This is a genomic window from Variovorax guangxiensis (assembly GCF_003952165.1).
Classification (GTDB): domain Bacteria; phylum Pseudomonadota; class Gammaproteobacteria; order Burkholderiales; family Burkholderiaceae_C; genus Variovorax; species Variovorax guangxiensis.
Genome location: NZ_RXFT01000003.1, coordinates 208,881 through 226,881, shown reverse-complemented (window position 1 = coordinate 226,881; position 18,001 = coordinate 208,881). Strand labels below are relative to the sequence as shown.

Annotated in this window: 17 protein-coding genes and 1 pseudogene; 9 read left to right on the top strand and 9 right to left on the bottom strand. The window is 66.3% G+C overall.

Annotation, left to right across the window (positions count from 1 at the left end; genetic code table 11):
* Positions 1-74: 74 nt before the first annotated feature.
* The 3 genes from EJP67_RS09520 to EJP67_RS09510 form a co-directional block, all read right to left on the bottom strand.
* The gene (locus EJP67_RS09520; protein WP_126021470.1) at positions 75-617 is read right to left on the bottom strand and encodes a hypothetical protein; all 543 of its coding nucleotides are present in this window, start codon (positions 615-617) and stop codon (positions 75-77) included.
* 140 nt (positions 618-757) lie between these two features.
* Positions 758-1,477, bottom strand: coding sequence for an RNA pseudouridine synthase (locus tag EJP67_RS09515; RefSeq protein WP_126021469.1), 720 nt, complete (start codon positions 1,475-1,477; stop codon positions 758-760).
* Between the two features lie 5 nt (positions 1,478-1,482).
* The gene (locus tag EJP67_RS09510; protein ID WP_126021468.1) at positions 1,483-3,153 is read right to left on the bottom strand and encodes an MBL fold metallo-hydrolase; all 1,671 of its coding nucleotides are present in this window, start codon (positions 3,151-3,153) and stop codon (positions 1,483-1,485) included.
* Positions 3,154-3,289: 136 nt separating this feature from the next.
* Here EJP67_RS09510 and EJP67_RS09505 point away from each other — a divergent pair, with 136 nt between their 5' ends.
* Complete coding sequence (locus EJP67_RS09505; protein WP_126021467.1) at positions 3,290-4,318, top strand: Bug family tripartite tricarboxylate transporter substrate binding protein; 1,029 nt, start codon at positions 3,290-3,292, stop codon at positions 4,316-4,318.
* Between the two features lie 9 nt (positions 4,319-4,327).
* Here EJP67_RS09505 and EJP67_RS09500 read toward each other — a convergent pair whose 3' ends face one another.
* From EJP67_RS09500 to EJP67_RS09490, 3 genes are all read right to left on the bottom strand, one after another.
* Complete coding sequence (locus tag EJP67_RS09500) at positions 4,328-5,158, bottom strand: TorF family putative porin (RefSeq protein ID WP_126021466.1); 831 nt, start codon at positions 5,156-5,158, stop codon at positions 4,328-4,330.
* Positions 5,159-5,231: 73 nt separating this feature from the next.
* Complete coding sequence (locus EJP67_RS09495; protein ID WP_126021465.1) at positions 5,232-6,158, bottom strand: DMT family transporter; 927 nt, start codon at positions 6,156-6,158, stop codon at positions 5,232-5,234.
* A 63-nt stretch (positions 6,159-6,221) separates the two neighbouring features.
* A complete protein-coding gene (locus tag EJP67_RS09490) occupies positions 6,222-6,995 on the bottom strand; it encodes a GntR family transcriptional regulator (protein ID WP_126021464.1) in 774 nt (257 codons plus the stop codon).
* A gap of 166 nt (positions 6,996-7,161) precedes the next feature.
* On the opposite strand from EJP67_RS09490, the gene EJP67_RS09485 reads away from it, so the two are divergent.
* From EJP67_RS09485 to EJP67_RS34110, 5 genes are read left to right on the top strand one after another with little or no spacing between them, the layout of a single operon-like run.
* Positions 7,162-7,380 carry a DUF3311 domain-containing protein gene (locus tag EJP67_RS09485; protein WP_126021463.1) on the top strand — a complete coding sequence of 73 codons (219 nt, stop codon included), beginning with the start codon at positions 7,162-7,164 and terminating at the stop codon, positions 7,378-7,380.
* On the top strand, positions 7,377-8,852 hold the full coding sequence (locus EJP67_RS09480; RefSeq protein WP_126021462.1) for a sodium:solute symporter family protein: 1,476 nt from the start codon (positions 7,377-7,379) through the stop codon (positions 8,850-8,852). The genes EJP67_RS09485 and EJP67_RS09480 overlap by 4 nt, the downstream gene beginning before the upstream one ends.
* Positions 8,853-8,883: 31 nt before the next feature.
* Complete coding sequence (locus EJP67_RS09475; RefSeq protein ID WP_126021461.1) at positions 8,884-10,089, top strand: amidohydrolase family protein; 1,206 nt, start codon at positions 8,884-8,886, stop codon at positions 10,087-10,089.
* Positions 10,086-11,366: a cyanate transporter gene (locus EJP67_RS09470; protein WP_126021460.1), complete on the top strand. Its 1,281-nt coding sequence runs from the start codon at positions 10,086-10,088 to the stop codon at positions 11,364-11,366. Before EJP67_RS09475 ends, EJP67_RS09470 begins: the two co-directional genes overlap by 4 nt.
* 5 nt (positions 11,367-11,371) lie before the next feature.
* Entirely contained in the window at positions 11,372-12,070 is a 699-nt protein-coding gene (locus EJP67_RS34110; protein ID WP_276312242.1) for a nucleoside deaminase, read from the top strand.
* A 318-nt stretch (positions 12,071-12,388) separates the two neighbouring features.
* Here EJP67_RS34110 and EJP67_RS09455 read toward each other — a convergent pair whose 3' ends face one another.
* Complete coding sequence (locus EJP67_RS09455) at positions 12,389-13,378, bottom strand: M35 family metalloendopeptidase (RefSeq protein ID WP_126021458.1); 990 nt, start codon at positions 13,376-13,378, stop codon at positions 12,389-12,391.
* Between the two features lie 239 nt (positions 13,379-13,617).
* Here EJP67_RS09455 and EJP67_RS09450 point away from each other — a divergent pair, with 239 nt between their 5' ends.
* From EJP67_RS09450 to EJP67_RS09440, 3 genes are all read left to right on the top strand, one after another.
* The gene (locus EJP67_RS09450; protein WP_126021457.1) at positions 13,618-13,878 is read left to right on the top strand and encodes a hypothetical protein; all 261 of its coding nucleotides are present in this window, start codon (positions 13,618-13,620) and stop codon (positions 13,876-13,878) included.
* A 189-nt stretch (positions 13,879-14,067) separates the two neighbouring features.
* Entirely contained in the window at positions 14,068-15,057 is a 990-nt protein-coding gene (locus EJP67_RS09445; RefSeq protein ID WP_126021456.1) for a patatin-like phospholipase family protein, read from the top strand.
* Between the two features lie 56 nt (positions 15,058-15,113).
* On the top strand, positions 15,114-15,662 hold the full coding sequence (locus EJP67_RS09440) for an RICIN domain-containing protein (protein ID WP_126021455.1): 549 nt from the start codon (positions 15,114-15,116) through the stop codon (positions 15,660-15,662).
* A gap of 23 nt (positions 15,663-15,685) precedes the next feature.
* Here EJP67_RS09440 and dkgB read toward each other — a convergent pair.
* Positions 15,686-16,500 (bottom strand): annotated as a pseudogene (gene dkgB / locus EJP67_RS09435) (2,5-didehydrogluconate reductase DkgB).
* A gap of 46 nt (positions 16,501-16,546) precedes the next feature.
* On the bottom strand, positions 16,547-17,749 hold the full coding sequence (locus EJP67_RS09430) for an MFS transporter (protein WP_126021454.1): 1,203 nt from the start codon (positions 17,747-17,749) through the stop codon (positions 16,547-16,549).
* Positions 17,750-18,001: the final 252 nt, after the last annotated feature.

Genomic DNA, 18,001 nt, shown 5'->3' with positions numbered 1-18,001 from the left:
GAGCCTTCGCGAGTGTGCAAAAAGGCGCTGCTCCTGGGGTTTGTCCCGGCCTTCGCGCGAGCAGGAGAGAGACTTCAGCGCGTGAACAGCCACCCGCCCTTGGGCTGGCGCACCAGTTCGTGGCGCTTGACGGCGCGCTCTTCGCCGTCGTCGCCCACGTAGACCACCTCGAAGCGCAGCAGCTTGGGCGAGACCATCTTCCAGTTCTGGATGCGCTTCACCGTCACGCAGGCGGTCTTGTCGTGGTACTGCATCTCGGCCATCGGGCCGCCCTGGAAGCCGGTGCCGTCGAACAGGCGCCCGGGCGCGGCGAAGGGGTTGAGCACCGCGCCGTTGCGCGCCGTGATGCAGCCCTCGGTGCGAACGAAGGACTCGATGGTCGGCGAGGCGCTGCGCACCACCTTGCCCACGGCCGGGCTCGGCGGCTTGCTGGCGATGGCCTCGCGGATGCGCTCGACCTGCTGCTCGGTGATGGGCGCGAGGCCGTCCTTCGACACCACGGGCGGCGGCGGTGCCGGCGGCGGGGGCGGCGGCGCGGGCGTGAGGTAGGAGCACCCCGCCACCAGTGCCAGCGGCACGGTGCAGGCGAGGGCGGCGCCCGGTGTAGCGAACTTCATGACTCAGTCTCTCCCTGAGGGCGGCCCCTGGAGGCCGCGGGCTGAAAATTGCGGGCCGCGCGAATGCGGTGCATCGTCGTTGTCGTCCTCTGTCTTCTCTTCTCGACGGTTTTTCTTCTTTTTTGTTCTTGCTGTTGTTGTCAGAAGCGTTCGTGGGGTGCAAGGTAGCGCCACTGGCCTGGCTGCAGCCCCGCCAGCGGCACGCGGCCGATGCGGATGCGCCGCATCGCCAGTATCCGCAGGTTCACCCCGTCGCAGATGTGGGCGATCTGCCCCGGCCGCGCGCCCTTGAGCGCGAAGCGCAGGCCTGTCTGCTCCTCGGCCTGCCGGCCGATGCTCACTCGCGCCGGCGAGCGTTCGAGCCGCGCGAGCACCTCGGGGCTCACCGGGCCGGCCACGTCCACCATCACTTCGTGTTCGAGGAAGGCTGCATCCTCGTGCAGCTTGCGCTCCACGCGCCATTCCTGCGTGAACGCCACCAGCCCGCTCGCGCCGGTCTCCAGCGGCGTCATGCAGCGCTGCCCCCTCGCATGCGCCGGCAGGAAACGTCGCCCGGCGCGCTCGGGCTCGTGGTGGTTGGCGGCAACGAGCAGTTCGTGCGCGGTGTCGATGGGCATGCCGGCAGGCTTGTACAGCAGCAGCGTGACGGGCTCCACAGGCTGCGGCTTCACGCCGGCCTCGATCTCCACCCGCTGGTGCGGCAGCACGCGCGACTGCGGCAGCGTCTGCTGCACGCCGTCGACGCGCACCGCGCCGTTCTCTATCAGCAGCTCCGCATCGCGCCGCGACACGCCGGCCTGCGCGGCCACGCGCTTGGCAAGGCGGATGCCTTCGCCGTCGACGGGCGAGGTAGTCGCCATGCCGCTCATCGATGCGCGGCCAGTTGCCGGATGTGCGCCACATGCGCAGCCAGCGAGCGCGCGGCCACCGGCCACATGCGTTCGGGCACGTCGTCGTAAGCCAGCGGCAGCCAGTCGTCGGGCGTGCCCTCGGGCAGCTTCTGCATGGCCGCCGCGATCTTGGCCTCGCGCTTGAGCCGGTGCGCCTTCAGCATGCCGATGGCGGTGCGGGCGAAGCCGATCACGTAGCCGTGCGCGGGCAGGATGAAGTCGATGCCGCCCGCCTCGCAGGCCTTGTCGAGCGTGTCCAGCGAATCGAGGTACGCGCCCATGTCGCCGTCGGGCGGATCGATCACCGTGGTGCTGCCATTGAGGATGTGGTCGCCCGAGAACAGCAGGCCGTCTTCCTCCAGCACCAGGCACAGGTGGTTGGCCGCGTGGCCGGGCGTGTGGATCACGCGCAGCGTGTGCGAGACGGCCTCGCCCGCTTCGGTGGTGCCCGAGAGCACCAGGCGCTCGCCGTCGGCCAGTTCGCGCTCGGGCGTGAAGCGCGCGGTGGAGCGTGCCGTCGGCTTCGAGGCCAGCCCGAGGATCGGCGGCTTGCTTGCGTTCTTGCACAGCGCCTGCAGCGGCGCCGCGCCCGGCGAGTGGTCGGCATGCGAGTGCGTGCAGACGATCATGCGGATGTCGCCATGCGTGGCGCGCCACAGGCGGCCGATGTGGTCGAAGTCGTTCGGACCCGGGTCGATCACGATGTAGCCGGTGGCCGCGTCGCCCACGATGTAGCTGTTGGTGCCGGGGCCGGTCATGATGCTGGCGTTGGGCGCGGTCAGGCGCGTCACGTTCTTCAGCAGCGGCACCGGGGTTTCGCTTTGCCAGTCGAGCGCATGCGCGATCTGGCCGTCGGGGCACACCATCGCGAGTTCGCCGTAGGGCGATTCGTGCTCCATGTAGCGCGCGTCCTCGCCCTTGAGCAGGCCGGCGCGCGGGCAGCTGGTCCACAGCGGCACCTCGCCTGCGCAGGCCGCAAGCAGGCCGTCGACCGTGGCGTAGGTGGCCATGCGCTGCAGCGTGCGCACGGTCGGGAAGATCATGAAGAAGCTGCCGGCCTCGTGGCGCGCGAGCGCATCGGCGGGGCGTACCCAGCAGGGCTCGAACTGCTCGCTCTCGTCGGCGGTGGGCACCTGGCCCTCGGGCATGCGCGCCACCAGGAAGGGCACGTCGAAGCGGCGCGGCAGGTCGCGGTCGGTCATCCAGTGAGCGAAGGTGAAGACGCGGTCGGAATCGAGCACCAGGCCGCGCGCGGCGCACTGGTCGGCGAAGGCAGTGCCGGCCGTGTTGCCGCGGTCCATCGAGGCGACCTCGTCGGCGCTCACCGGCTGGCCGTCGGCCTGGCGGTGCGCGAGCAGGATGCCCAGCTCCTCGAAGGCCTCGCGGATGGCCGCGATGGCCTGCGTGCGCTGCACGCGGCTTTGCGTGGGGCGGCGCGTGGCGATGCGCTTGGCGGCCTCGTCGGCCTCGTCGATGTGGCCGCCGGGAAACACGTAGGCACCGGGCGCGAAGCTGGCGGTGGCGGAACGGCGGGTCATGAGCACTTCGATGCCGGCGGCGCTGTCGCGCAGCAGCAGCACCGTGGCGGCCGGGCGCAGGGGCGCGGGCTCGCGTGGGGCGTGTAGTTGTTGGGTGGAGCGGACCATGGGGCGATTATCGGGAGCAGGCGCGATACCTGCATGTCGCGCATAAGCTCATATGGAATCGGGCATCAGCCGCGCGCCACAATGCGCGTGCACCGTCTGTATTGAAGACAAAAGACTGAACGACCGAAAGACTGCCATGGCTCATTCTCCATTCACCCGTCTTGCCAGATTCGCCCGACCCGCCCGTCGCACCGTGCTGCTGGCCGCCGCCTCGCTGGCGACAACCGCCGCCTTCGCCCAGCACGCGGCGCACGACTGGCCGCAGCAACCCGTCACGCTGATCATGGGATTCCCGGCCGGCTCGGGCGTGGACGTGGTGGCCCGCACCATCCAGGAGCCGCTGGCGAAGCAGCTGGGCAAGCCGGTCATCATCGACTACAAGTCGGGCGCCGCGGGCAACATCGCCAGCGACTACGTGGCGCATTCGAAGGCCGACGGCTACACGCTCTCCTTCGGCACCGCCGCCACGCACGGCAGCAACGCCGCGCTCTACAAGAAGCTGCCCTTCGACGTGGAGGCCGACTTCGTGCCGGTGGCGCCGGTGCTCGACGTGTCGAACGTGCTCACCATCAATCCCGACGTGATCAACGTCAAGACCTTGAAGGAATTCGTCGAGCTGGTCAAGGCCAACCCCGGCAAGTACAACTATGCGTCTACAGGCAACGGCGCCGGCACGCACATGGCCTTTGCCGAGTTCAACTCGCGCCTGGGCCTGAACATGGTGCACGTGCCCTACAAGGGCGGCCCCGAGGCCATCACCTCGGTGGTGCGCGGCGAGACCTGCTGCATCATGAACCAGGTGCAGACCGTGCTGCCGCACTACAAGGCCGGCAAGGTGCGCCTGCTGGGCGTGACCACCGCGGCGGCGGTGCCCGCGGTGAAGGAGGTGCCCACCATCGCGTCGAGCGGCTTGCCCGGCACCAAGGGCTTCGACAGCTCGATCTGGTTCGGCATCTTCGCGCCCAAGGGCACCGACCCGCAGATCGTCGACAAGCTCAACGCCGCCGTGAAGGCGGTGCTGGAAACCCCCGAGATCCGAGAGCACTTCGAGAGCCAGGGCAACACCGTGCGCATCGAGTCGCCGGCACAGTTCAAGAAGACCGTGCACGACAACCGTGTGAAGTGGGCCGAGGTCGCGAAGGCGGCGAACATCAGCATCGACTGATGCTGGTGCTCAGAGCGTCTTCGTCAGCGTGAGGATGAAGCGCGCCTTGTTCGGCGAGTAGGTCTGCCTGCCCAACGGCCCGAAGCCCAGGTCGATGCCCGGATCGCTCACGGACAGATACGCGCTCTGCCTGTTGGCCCCCTGCACCGAGCCTGCCAGCGAGAGCCCGTTGCCGAAGTCGTAGCTTGCGCCCACGTTGTAGTCGACGTAGCTCTTGTAGCCCAGGCTGCGGATGCCGCTCGACATGTTCGTGTAGCCCACGGCCGCCTTCAGCGTGAGCTTGGGCGCGATCTCCTTGCTGTAGGCCAGGTTCAGGTAGCCGGTGTTGGTGCCCTTGAGGCCCGAGCCGGCCTTGTTGCCCGCATAGCCGAAGTAGTCCTTCGACACCGTGTGCGAGTACTTCAGCGTGAAAGAGCCGATGGTCTCGTCGGTGTAGCCCGCGCTGCCATAGAGCTCGGTGGTGTTGCCCGAGGAGTTGCCCGGGTAAATGTACGTGAGCGCGCCCACGTCCATGTCGAAGGGGCCGGCCTTGAACTTGTAGCCACCGTAGATGTCGCTTTCGATGCTGTTGCCCTTGAGCCAGTTGACGCTCGAATTCCAGTTGCCCACGTAGAAGCCGCTGTCGCCGAAGGCGTAGTCGAAGCCGCCCTGGATGGCGGGCTTGAAGGCGCTGGTCTTGGCGTAGTCGTTCTTGCCGAGCATGTCCTGGTCCTGGCCGCGGAACTTGTAGTCGGTGGTGAGCGACACATTGCCGCTGAGCTGTGCGCTCGCGAGCACCGGCAGGGCGCCGAGGGTGGGAAGAACGAGCATCGGCAGTGCGATGCGCAGAAGGTTTTTCATCGAAGAAATCGCTGACGAATGGAGGAGCCGGCAGCGTAGGGGCGGCCATCTAAACGCCGTGTAAAAACTGCGCTCAGCGGCGCAAAAGTTTCGTCTCGGGCATCGTCATCGCGACCACGCCGGTCACCACGCAGGCCAGTCCTATCCATGCTGTGGGCGCCAGCGTCTCGCCGAGCAACACCACACCGATCGTCACGCCGATGGGTACGCGCAGGTAGGCCTGGGCGGCGGTGGACATCGGCCCGAGCGTCTTGATGAGCCGGAAGTAGATCGTGAAGGCAAGCGCCGTGGAGAGCACCGCGAGCGCGAGCACCGCTGCCATCGATGTGGCCGACGGCGAGAGCGTCCAGGGCCGGTCGATGAGGATGCTCGCTGGCAGCAGCATCGCCGCGCCGCTGACCAGCGATCCAGCCGCCGGCACCATCGGGTCCAGCCCCTTGAACACGCGGCCGAACATCGCGGCGCAGCCGTAGCAGACGGCGGCGGCCACCAGGGCGAGCTGCGCGAGCAGCGAATGCCCGAGCCCGTTCAGCGCCTCGAAGCCCACGATGAGGCAGATGCCCGCGAGGCCCGCGCCCACGCCGAACAGGCGGCGCAGCGTGGGCCTGTCGGCGCCGCCAAGGCCCAGCCCCAGCAGGAAGATGAAGATCGGCGAGGTCGAGTTGAGGATGGTCGCCAGCCCCGCGTCGACGCTGCGTTCCGCCCATGCGATGAGCGTGAAGGGCAGCACGCTGTTCAGGCAGGCCTGCAGCACGAAGCGGCCCCACGTCGCGGGCTCCGTCGGCAGCCTCACGCCGCGCATGTGAAGCACCGCAAGCAGCAGCAGGCCGGCGACGAGCGTGCGCGCCGCGATCAGCGTGACCGGCGGGATCGTCGCCACGCCGATCTTGATGAAGGTGTACGAGGCGCCCCAGCAGGTGGCGAGCACCGCGAGCAGCACCCATTCGAAGGCGAGGTTGGCGCGGGGCGTGTCGATGGAGGAGGGTGTGGATGCGTGCATGGTGCGCCGATCATTCCCTCACCGGCGCGGCCACACTTCGGCCGCGAGCGAAGCGTGGATGCCTCAGTGGTCGTGCGCGTGCGGTTTGCTGCCGCCGGTGCCGCCGCCATTCAGCAGCGTCGCCAGGTCGACTTCCTGCTCCGCTGCCGCCCCCGCGATCACCCGCTGTTCCAGCTCGTTGAGATGCTCCAGCGCCACCGCCAGCGCCTTGTCGAGCGACTTGCCCGTGGCCAGTGCATCGATGATCTGCTCATGCTCGCGCGGCGCGCAGCTCGCGGCCTCTGCCGAGTCGTAGAGCGCCTTGTAGAGTTCGGTATTCGAGATGAGCCGCTTGATGTACGACAGCAGCTCTTCGCTCTGCGCCATCTCCGCAAGCAGCAGGTGGAAGTCGCCGGCCAGCCGGACCGCGTCTTCGCGCCGGCCTTCCTTGAAGGCCTTTTGCTCCGCCTGCACGTGCTTGCGCAGCGCGGCTACCTGGTCGCGCGAAAGGTTGCCGAACAGCGTGGTCACCAGCCCCGCTTCCACGATGCGGCGCGCACGATAGATGCCGCGCATGTCGTCGATCGAGGGGTTGGGCACGAAGGCGCCGCGGTTGTGCTCCAGCACCAGCCGCTTTTCGGAGCCCAGCCGCGCCAGCGCCTTGCGCACCGCGCCGCGCGTGCAGCCCAGCGCTTCGGCCAGCGCGCGCTCGCGCAGCGGCGTGCCGGGGCGCAGCTTGCCGCTCAGCAAGGCCTTGGAGACGGCGCCGTAGACGCGTTCGTCCACGTTCGCGTCGTCGGCTTCCGTGAGTTCGGGGGAGGGGGCTGTCGCTGGGGATTTGCGGGCGGCGGAGGGCATAGGCAGCCGGATTATTGCCTGCGTCCGGCAGCCTCAGGGAAAGCCCCCGGATTGACTCGGCACCCCGCGCTCCGTACCATCCGCCTCCGTTTGGTTAACCAAATAAAAATGTATGGTTAACCAAAATTCGAGAAAATCCCAACCCGAGACAAGAATCGAGGCCTCCATGAAATCCGCCAAATGGCTTGCCGCACTGCCGGTCGCCGCCTTCTTCAGCGGGGGATGGCTGTCCTCCGTCGCCCCCACCTTCGTGCTCGGCATGCCCTTCCTGATGGTGTGGAACGTCAGCTGGCTGGTGCTGACCTCGCTGATCATGGTGGTCATCGACCGTGCCGAAGGCGACATCGACGCGCCTTCTTCTTCCTCCACCGGAGACGCGCGATGAACGCGGCACTCGGCGTCATCGCCCTGTTCGTCGTCGGCGCGCTGGCCCTCGCCGTGCTCGCGCGGCGCGGCCGCACCATGAGCCTGGAGCAATGGGCGCTCGGCGGGCGCGGGCTCGGCGCCATCATGGTGTTCCTGCTGATGGCGGGCGAATCGTTCTCCACCTTCACCTTCCTGGGCGCGAGCGGCTGGTCCTACAGCAAGGGCACGCCGGCCTTCTACATCCTGGCCTACGGCGGGCTGGCCTACCTCATGGCCTTCTGGATGCTGCCGGCCATCTGGCGCTACGCCGCCGCGAACAAGCTGGTGTCGTTCTCCGACTTCTTCGCCCACAAGTACGACAGCCGCGCGCTGGGCGTGCTGGTGTCCATCGTGGCGCTCATGGGCATGGTCGCGCTGCTCACCATCCAGCTGCGCGGGCTCGGCATCATCGTGTCGGAGGCCTCGTACGGCTCCATCGCGCCGCAGGTGGCGATCTGGATCGGCACGCTGGTCATGGTCAGCTACATCCTGTTCTCGGGCATCCACGGCTCGGCCAGCATCGCCATCGTGAAGGACATCCTCATCCTCGCGCTCGCCGTGTTCCTCGGCATCTACCTGCCGTGGCACTACTACGGCGGCGTCACGCCGATGTTCACCGCCATCCGTGCGGCAAACCCCGGCTTCTTCGAATTTCCGAAGGAGGGCCTGAACCTCACCTGGTACAACTCGACCATCCTGCTGACGGCGCTGGGCTACTACCTCTACCCGTTCAACCTCACCTCGGTGTACGCCGCCAAGAGCGCGAGCGCGGTGCGCCGCAACACCATCCTGATGCCGCTGTACCAGGTGGTCATCGCCTTCCTGTTCCTGGTCGGCTTCGCGGCCATCCTGCAGGTGCCGGGGCTCAAGGGCTCCGACGTCGACCTGGCCCTCTTCGGCCTCGTGAAGCACACCTTCGACCCGTGGTTCGTCGGCGTGATCGGCGGCACCGGCGTGCTCACGGCCCTGGTGCCGGGCTCGATGATCCTGCTCACCGCCTCCACCGTCATCGGCAAGAACGTCTACAAGGAAGGCTTCGCGCCCCACGCCACCGACAAGCAGGTCTCGCGCGTCGCACGCTGGGTGCTGCCGGTGTTCGCGCTGGTGGCGGTGTACTTCGTGCTGCGCGGTGGCACCACCATCGTGTCGGTGGCCATCTTCGCCTCGAGCCTGCTCACGCAGCTGCTGCCCTCGCTGCTCTTCAGCCTCATGAAGAAGCCCTTCGGCAACAGGCACGCGGCCTTCGCCGGCATCCTGGCGGGCGGCTCGGTACTGGGCTTCATGATGACCACCGGCTCCAACCTGGGTACGCTGTTCCCGGCAGCGCCGGTCGTGTTCAAGTCGCTCAACACCGGGCTCGTGGCGCTGGCGACGAATGCGCTGGTGTTCGTCGTGGTGGCGCTGCTCACCCCGAACACGACCCGCCGCGCCATCGCCGCCCAGCCTGCCTGACAGCCATGGATAGAGAAACGGACCGCCCCACATGCCATCGCTCCTGATCCGCAACGTGCGCCCCATGGGCGCCTCCTCCGTCGATGTGCTGGTGCAGGACGACCGCATTGCCGCTATCGGCCCGGCGCTTGCCGCGCCGGCCGGCACTACCGTCGAGGAAGGCCACGGCGCCTTGCTGCTGCCCGGCCTCGTCGAAGGCCACACGCACCTCGACAAGACGATGTGGGGCATGGACTGGTACCGCAACGAAGTCGGCGTGAACCTCATCGACAAGATCGAGAACGAGCGCGCCTTCCGCCACGCCAGCGGGCACGACGCGGCCGCGCAGTCGCTCGTGCTGGCCAAGGCTTTTCTCGCGCTCGGCACCACGCGGCTGCGCACGCACGTCGACGTCGACACCCAGGCCGGCCTGCGCCACCTCGAAGGAACCATCCGCACGCGCGAGGCGCTGAGCAAGCTGCAGCAAATCCAGATCGTCGCCTTCCCGCAATCGGGCCTGCTGGGCCGGCCTGGCACGGCCGAACTGCTCGACCAGTCGCTGGCGATGGGCGCCGACGTGCTCGGCGGCCTCGACCCCTGCGCCATCGACGGCGACCCGGTGAAATCGCTCGACGTGCTCTTCGGCATCGCCCACAAGCACCAGCGCCCGGTCGACATCCACCTGCATGAGCCCGGCGCCATGGGGGCCTTCTCGCTCGACCTGATCCTGCAGCGCACCGCGGCGCTGGGCATGCAGGGCAAGGTCGCGATCAGCCATGGCTTCTGCCTTGGCGACGTGAGCGAACGCGAGCGCGAGGCATTGCTCGCGCGCATGGCCAAGCTCGGCGTGGTGCTCGTCACCAGCGCACCGCCTTCGCGCACCGTGCCGCCGCTCATGGCCTGCAGGCAGGCCGGCGTGACCGTGCTCGGCGGCAACGACGGCATCCGCGACACCTGGTCGCCCTACGGCAACCCCGACATGCTGGAGCGCGCCATGATCATCGGCCTGCGCTACAACCTGCGCCGCGACGACGAGATCGAAGTGGCGCTCGACACCGTCACCCACTCGGGTGCACGCGGCTGCGGCTTCGAAGCCTATGGGCTCGAAGCGGGCTGCCGCGCCGACCTGGTGCTGGCCGATGCGCAGACCGTCGCGCACGCCGTGGTCTCGCGCCCCGTGCGCAAGCTGGTGGTGGCGGGTGGCTGCGTCGTGGCGCGCAACGGCGTGCTGCAGGCGGATGTGGCGTCTCTTCTGTGAGGGCAGGGCGCAGTCGTGACGGAGGCATCGCCTTCGCGATCGTCATCGTGCTGGTGGCGCTGAACCTGCGCGCCTTTCTCACGTCGAGCAGCCCGCTGCTCGAACCCATCCGCCTCGCGACCGGCATCGGCTTCCATGCGGTGGCGCTGCTCACCGTGCTGCCGATGTTCGCGATGGGCGCCACCTCGCTCTTCGGCGCGGCGGTCGGCCAGCGCATCGGCGCGCGCGGCGGTGTCGGGCTCGGGCTGACGGCCATCGCCCTGGCTTGCGCGAGCCGGTACGTGGCTGGCGGCGCGGCGGCACTGCTGTGGAGCGCCGCACTCGCCGGCGCAGGCGTGGGCCTGGTGCAGGCGCTGATGCCCGGCGTGGTGAAGCAGGCCTACCCGGCGCGCATTGGCGTGATGACGGGGCTGTACTCCGCGGCCATCATGGGCGGCGGCGGCCTCGGCGCCATGGCCAGCCCATGGGTGGCGCATGCATTCGGCGGCGCGCAGCCCGACTGGCACGCGGGCCTGTCGATCTGGTCGCTGCTCGCCGTCTTCGCTCTGCTGTACTGGCTCAACATGCGGCGCATGGAATTCACCACCGACGCGCCAAGACAAGGCCTCTCATGGCTGCGCTGCTTCGCCAGCCGCCGCGCATGGCTGCTGGCTGCGTGCTTCGGCCTCATCAACGGTGGCTATACCAGCCTCGTCGCATGGCTGCCGCACTTCTATGCACAGCAGGGCTGGACCGCGCAGCAGGGCGGCTCGGTGCTCGCGTTGATGACGGCCGCGCAGGTGGTTTCAGCACTCGCCATGCCCGCCATCGCACGAAGCCGCGGCCGTGACCTGCGGCCCTGGCTGGCGCTCACGCTCGCCGCGCAACTCGCCGGCTTTTGCGCGCTGACCTTCGACGCACCCGCGCCGGCAGTCGCCATCGCCATCGTGCTGGGCTTCGGCCTCGGCGGCGCGTTCTCGCTGTGCATGGTGCTCGCCCTCGACCACCTGCCCGACCCCGCACAGGCCGGCGCCCTCGCGGGCTTCATGCAGGGCGTGGGCTTCATGATCGCCGCGCTCGCGCCCTTCGTCACCGGCTGGGTGCGCGAGCACACCGGCGGCTTCACGCTCGCATGGGCTTATCTTGCTGCCGTCGTTGTGGTGCTGCTGCCGCTCATGCTGTGCTTCGATCCGCGCCGCTATGCTGCCTCCACGGCCGGTCTGTTCGATGTGCGCGGCGCGCTGCCCGGTGCTCCATCTCTTGCCGCGCTCGACGGCGCGGCCACCAGAAAGGTCTGAACACCATGTACCAGGAACAATTCATGCAACGGGCGATCGCCCTTTCTGCACAAGCGCTGAGCGAGCCTGGCACCGAGCCCTTCGGCGCGGTCGTCGTGAAGGACGGCGTGATAGTCGGTGAAGGCTTCAACCACTCCGTCGCGCATCACGACCCCACCTCGCACGGCGAAGTCGAAGCCATCCGCGATGCATGCCGCAAGCTCGGCACTGTGAACCTGTCGGGCTGCGAGCTCTACTCCTCGTGCGAACCGTGCGCGATGTGCGTAGCGGCGATGCACATTGCGGGGATCGCGAAGCTCTACTACGCGGCTTCGCTGGCGCAGTCGGGCAAGGCTTTCGATGGGGTGACGGTGGAGGCGCGGCATCCGATCGATGTGGAGGCATTGCGGGCCGAGGCTGGCGCGACGCTGGTGCAGCGCAGCTTGCCTGCGGAGCAGAAGATGGATCGAGAGGCGGTGCGGATTCTTTCGGACTGGGCTGCGACGCGCAGGGCTTGCTTAGCCTCTTGGACCGATCGCTGCGCGGTCAGCGAGGAGTCTGCTGCGTATGGAGCGGATCGCCCAACTGGCAGGTGCATTCATGCGGGCAAGCCGGCAGGAAGTCGAGCTGCACCCCAAGAACTCGTGAGTCTTCGGTGGGGCCGTTCGAAAGAGACGCAGGGTCGGCAACGTAGCCGCTCTTGGGAAGGGCGATCCTGGCGCTGAAGCGCAGTTCTTCTCGAAGAACGCGAGCCACGTTGCGTGCCCGCTCCAAGCTCAGGCCCTTGGGGTCGTGGTCTCGCTCTTCCGGGTTTACCGACGCTCCGATATAGATCGCTTCGTGGTTGACGTACCGAGTTCGAAGCTCCTGCATCCAGGCGTCGAGCTTCAGGATCTGATCGGGGGATACCGTCGCCGAGTCGCGCTCGAAGTACACATAGAAGACCTTGATGGGGCTGCATGCAAGCGCGGCCATCGGGCTGAGCATTGCAAGGGCGAGAGACAAAGTGCCCAGGAATCGAAGATGCTTGTTCAAGATGTGCCTCAACCGGTGACGCCGAGGATATAGGACGCGAGACTGTCTGCGTTGGAGCGAGCCCGAGGATCTTGCGCGTGCTCCCTCGACTGAGTGGTTCCGTACCAAGTGTCATTCGAAGAAAAGGTGTCGTCGAAGTGCGTCACCTCATGCACCAGTGTCAATAGCCTGGAGTCGCCATCCATGACGGCGCCTGTATCGAAGTTGGTCTTGTTGTCGAAACTGAAATTGCAGAAGATCGGCGCAATCGCGATGGTGCGGGTAGCCATATCCGGCTTGCATACCGCTGCGGCTGCACCGTTCATGCTTGGTAGTACACAGGTCGCGATCTTCCCGCCTTCCGTGTATCGAATGAAGTTCCTCGGCTCCAGTGCCTGAAGCACGCGAGCGGACGCGTCCAAGCCTTTCTGCAGATACTCCCGGGTGTCCTGATCGGCTTTGCCAAACCAACCGAGGGCTCGCGCCTGCGCTTCCCTGTCCCAGCGCTGCAATTCGGGGAGCCGTTTCTTCACGATGTAGTCAACTGCCATGTCGCGTAGCTTCATCACCAAGGTGGCGAATTCCTTGTTTGTCATGTTCGAGCAGATTCTTTCCGTCTGCTCGGCTTCCGGCGGGTGCGAGACATGCTCGTCGACTGTCTTCTTCAATGCGGTCGTTTCTTCAGCGGACGAGATGAAGGACGTCATCGTCATCGCAACTGAATGGTGCATCCCGTCGTCGTATGTAGCCGTGTGCTGAAGTGTGGCGAGAAGGGGTTGGGGAAGAGGGCAATGGCAGAGTACGACGTCTCCCTCCAGTGCGGCCTCCGAGATGAACTGCGGCCGTCGCGGGCCTCCGGCCTTGGCGATGATGCCCACGCTGTTGCAGCCTTCGCAGTAGGCTCTCCCGCCAATCAGGGCTACGCGGTGCCCATGCATATCGAGCAAGGGTCCGTCATAGGGCAGTACCCGGCCGCCAGGCACAGGCGGATCTCCGACGACAAGAATCTTTCGTTCCATTCAATACGCTCCCGTTGAGTGACGGGGAGTTGTATGGGGCCGGCTGTGCTAACACTGTTGTCTATCGTCAATCGCTCAGTAATTTCTCACGAAAGGCTGGAATTGCGACTTGGCGCGATCCTTGGCGGCCTTGGAGTTCGCCTTCCGGATTCACGACGATGTTGTTACTCACCACTTCGCCAGCCGCTCAATAGAGTGACCTCACGGCGCCATTCGAAGCGCGCCAAGAGGAGCTCGCAATGTTCATCACCAGAGGCAGCGGCAGCAGTACGACGAAGCCGCCTTCCACCCGCGTCGCGCGTGCACTCGAAATCCATCGAAGCGTGATGGCGTGCAACGCGCACGTCGCACTCGACCGCAACAGCACTCACGCACTCACAGCAGCCCTGATGCTGCCCTGCTACAAGGCCGAATTCCGCACCCTCGTGCTCGCAATGACCGCGACCGAAGAGCGCGAACTTAGGTACGCGCTCGACGCGCTTTGCGATCGCGCCGCATGAAGAAGAGAACCTTCGCGGCAATTTCAGCCGCTCCAGGTTTCATTCCGAAAGCTTGCGCGGCTTGCGGAATTACAGAGTTGGATTGAACGGGATTCCACTCGTAGCGGCAAACATCGCGAACGCCCAGACTCCGCTTCCCCGGCCGGGAATTCATTTCATGGAAGTCATTTCTCTTGAAAGGAGTTGGCTATGGCGGAAACGCAGAAATTCACCATCCTCTCGTTCGTAGGCGGCGGCATACGAGGGCTGATGCCTGTATCGGTGCTGAACAAGCTGTACGCGAAGTACCCCCAGATCATCGACAACACCGACCTCATCGCGGGCTGTTCGACGGGTTCGATCATCACGAGCGAGCTGTTGGCGGGCAAGTCGCCTCAGGACATCATCGATCTCTTCACCTCCCAGAACGGGGAGATCGGGTTCTACCAAAAGATGAACACCGATCCGAAGCAGCCCGCGTATTCGATCGACGAGGTCTACGCCTCGCAGTTCGCGCTGCATGGCACCACGAAGGTCCAGGACATCGTCACGAAGAAGGTGCTCTTCGTCACCTTCAACGTCGGCGGGCTCGAAGTGCAGAACTCGGTGCAGACGGCCATACCGTGGCAGCCGGTCATGTACACGAACATGATCCCCGACCATGGCGACGTGGAGATCGCGAAGGCGGCCACTTCGAGCGGCGCGATGCCCGGGCAGCTGGGCTCGTTCGAAGGCAACGTCGACGGCTGCTTCTTCAACCACGACCCGACAGTCGCGGCGATCGCGCTTGCGGTGAAGGCGGGCCATGCGCTGGAAGACATCACGGCCATCACCTTTGGCACCGGCTACATGCCCGACTGGATCGCCAGCGACACCCACAACTGGGGCGCCGACCAGTGGATGAACGGCACTGCGAACCCATTCAACAATTCGCCGCCGTTCCTCATGAACCAGGTGAAGTCGTCGCCGGTGCTCGACATGAGCCTGAACGGCACTTCGACCGAGCTCATGCCGATGCTCGCCAAGATGCTGCTGGGCGACCGCTACACCAACATCAACCCGACGCTGCCCTTCTTCGTGCCGGAGAACACGGTCTACCCGCAGGCCCTGCAGCTGCTGCAGGACAAGGGCGCGAACGCGGACACCGCGTATGCCGAAGCCCTGGTGCAGAAGTACTGGGTCGAACACGCGCTCGGCTGAGCACCACCTGCAAGCAGGCAAGAAAGCAAACGCATTCCAGGAAAGGAGAAACGACGATGTCGATCACCTCAAAAGGTGCTGCAGCGCCAGCATCCTCACCCGCGATTCCCATCGAGAAGCTGGACCTCGGTCCGTACAACATCCAGTACCTGCCCGACGGCCACTATGTGCTGGACGTGAGCGGCAACAACCCCGCCAAGGGCGCTGGCGTCATCGGCTACACGCTCAAGGTGCCGCAGGCCGGCAACCAGCAATGGCTGTTCGTTCCCTCGCCCGATGCGCCGGGCTGGTGGTACCTGCAGACGCTGATGGACACCAGGTTCGTCCTGACGCTGCAGCCCGGCTCCACGGTCGTCCCCACGCCCGTCGTGATGACGTCCGTCGACCTGGCCAATGCCGACAGGCAACTCTGGAGCCTGCTGTCCACCGAGGAGCCCGGCTACTGGTACATCCAGAGCAAGCTCGGGGCGAGCAACTCGAACGCGCCGCTGGTCATCGGGCTCACCGACAACAAGGTGGAAGCCAGCGCCGTGGCCGGGCCCATCAGCTTCACCGGGTTCCGGGCGCAGGCCTGGGGGTTCAGGCCCGTAGGCAACGCAGGCTGACGGGAAGCAAGCGTGAAGGGAGTTCAGTCCCAGGCCGGCGACAGACCGGCCGGGTCTGTGAGCCGCTCATTGCGGTCGAGCGCCGCGATCTGCGCCATCTCAGCGTCCGTCAGCTTCAGCTGCAGCGCCTTCAGGTTGCCTTCGAGGTTCGCGCGCCTGGTGGACGACGGAATCACCGCGTAGCCCAGCTGCATCGCCCACGCCAGCACCACCTGTGCGGCGGTGGCGTTGCGCGCCTTGGCAATCGCCTCGACGACCGGGCGTTGAGCACCTTGCCGTAGGCCAGCGTCATGTAAGACGTGATGTGGATGCCCGCGCTCTTCGCGAACTCGGCCACCTTCCGGTTCTGCAGATAGGGGTGCAGCTCGATCTGGTTGGTGGCGATGTTCTGCGCGCCCACGGCCGCGATGGCTTCCTTCATCAGCGCGATGTTGAAGTTCGACACGCCGATGTGCCTGGTGAGCCCCTGCGCCTTGGCCTCGGCCAGCGCGCCCATGAACTCGGCCACCGGCACCGCGTTGCCGGGCGAGGGCCAGTGGATCAGCGTCAGGTCGACTTGGTTTGTGCGCAGCTTCGCGAGGCTTTCCTTCAGGCTGGGCACCAGCTTGCTCTTGGCGTAGTTGTCGGTCCAGATCTTGGTGGTGATGAAGAGGCTCTCGCGGGCCACGCCGCTTTCGGCGATCGCCTGGCCCACCTCGGCCTCGTTGCCGTAGATCTGCGCCGTGTCGATGGCGCGGTAGCCCACGTCGAGGCCGTTCTTCACCGAGTCGATGACCACCTGGCCCTTCAGGCGGAAGGTGCCGAGGCCGAAGGCGGGAATGGGATTGTTCGTGTTCATGGTTTGTCCTTGTGAGTTCAGAAAGGAAAGAGAGGAGGAAAGAAGTTCAGTGCCCGACCGGCACGGGCCCCGAGGCGCGCACCGGAATGCCTGCGCGGCGGTCGAGCGTGCCGCTCCATTGCGTGAGGGCCAGCGACACCAGCACCACCAGCGCACCGATCCACGGCGTGTGCATCAGCCCCAGGTGCGTCACGATCAGCCCCCCGGCCCAGGCCGCACCGGCAATGCCCAGGTTGAAGGCCGCGATGTTCAGGCCCGAGGCCACGTCGACCGCCTGCGGCGTGAAGCGTTCGGCCTGCTTCACCACGTACACCTGCAGGCCAGGCACGTTGCCGAACGCCACCGCGCCCCACATCAGCACCGCCAGCAGCGCCAGCCACTTGTGCGGCGCCGCGAAGTTGAACAGCAGCAGCACCGCGGCCAGCAGCGCGAAGATGATCTTCAGCGCCGGAATCGGGCCCTTGCGGTCGGCCAGCTTGCCGCCCCAGATGTTGCCCACCGCCACCGAAACGCCGTAAACCAGCATCACCCAGCCCACGGCGCCGGCGCTGAAGCCCGACACCTCCGTGAGGATCGGCGCGAGAAACGTGAACGGAATGAACGAGCCGCCATAGCCGATGGCCGTCTTCGCATACACCAGCAGCAGACGCGGCTCGGCCAGCACCTTCGCCTGCTGCGCCAGCGAGGCCGGCGGCGTGTGGCGGATGTTGCCGGGCACGAAGACCCAGCTGCCGATGAACGCGATCACGCCCAGGGCAGACACCGCCAGGAAAGTCTCGCGCCAGCCGAAGTGCTGCCCGATGAACGTACCCAGCGGCACGCCCGTGACCAGCGCCACCGTGAGGCCCGTGAACATGATCGCGATGGCGCTCGCCGCCTTTTCCTTCGGCACCAGGCCGGTGGCAATCGTCGAGCCGATGGAGAAGAACACCCCGTGCGCCAGCCCCGTGAGCACGCGGGCGGCAATCAGCGACTCATAGCTCGGCGCCTGCCACGCCAGCAGATTGCCGAGCGTGAACAGCGCCATCAGCCCGAGCAGCAGCGCCTTGCGTGGCAGCTTGCCCGTGAGCGCGGTGAGCACCGGCGCGCCGATGGCGACGCCCAGTGCATAGAGGCTGACCAGCAGGCCGGCGGAGGGGAAGCCGATGTTGAGGTCGGCAGCGACTGTGGGGATGAGGCCAACGATGACGAACTCTGTCGTTCCGATGGCGAAGGCGCTGAGGGTTAGCGCTAGTAGGGCGATGGGCATGAGGGCACTCCTTCTTGGATGGGGAGGAGTGTCTTGCGGTTATCTTTGCGGATAAATGGGGGATGGGGCAGAAGATAGTTGCTCGGAATGCAAATATCGCAAGATGCGAGTAGTGTTCTAAAGCAGCAGGTGCGCCAATCCAGCAGATGAGGTTTGTTAAATGCTGGTGCAATGACAAATGCTGGCTCATCCCATGGATTGCGCCCGGCTTTGGTTCGTGTTGCTGCTCTGGCACATATTTCTTAGGGCGAC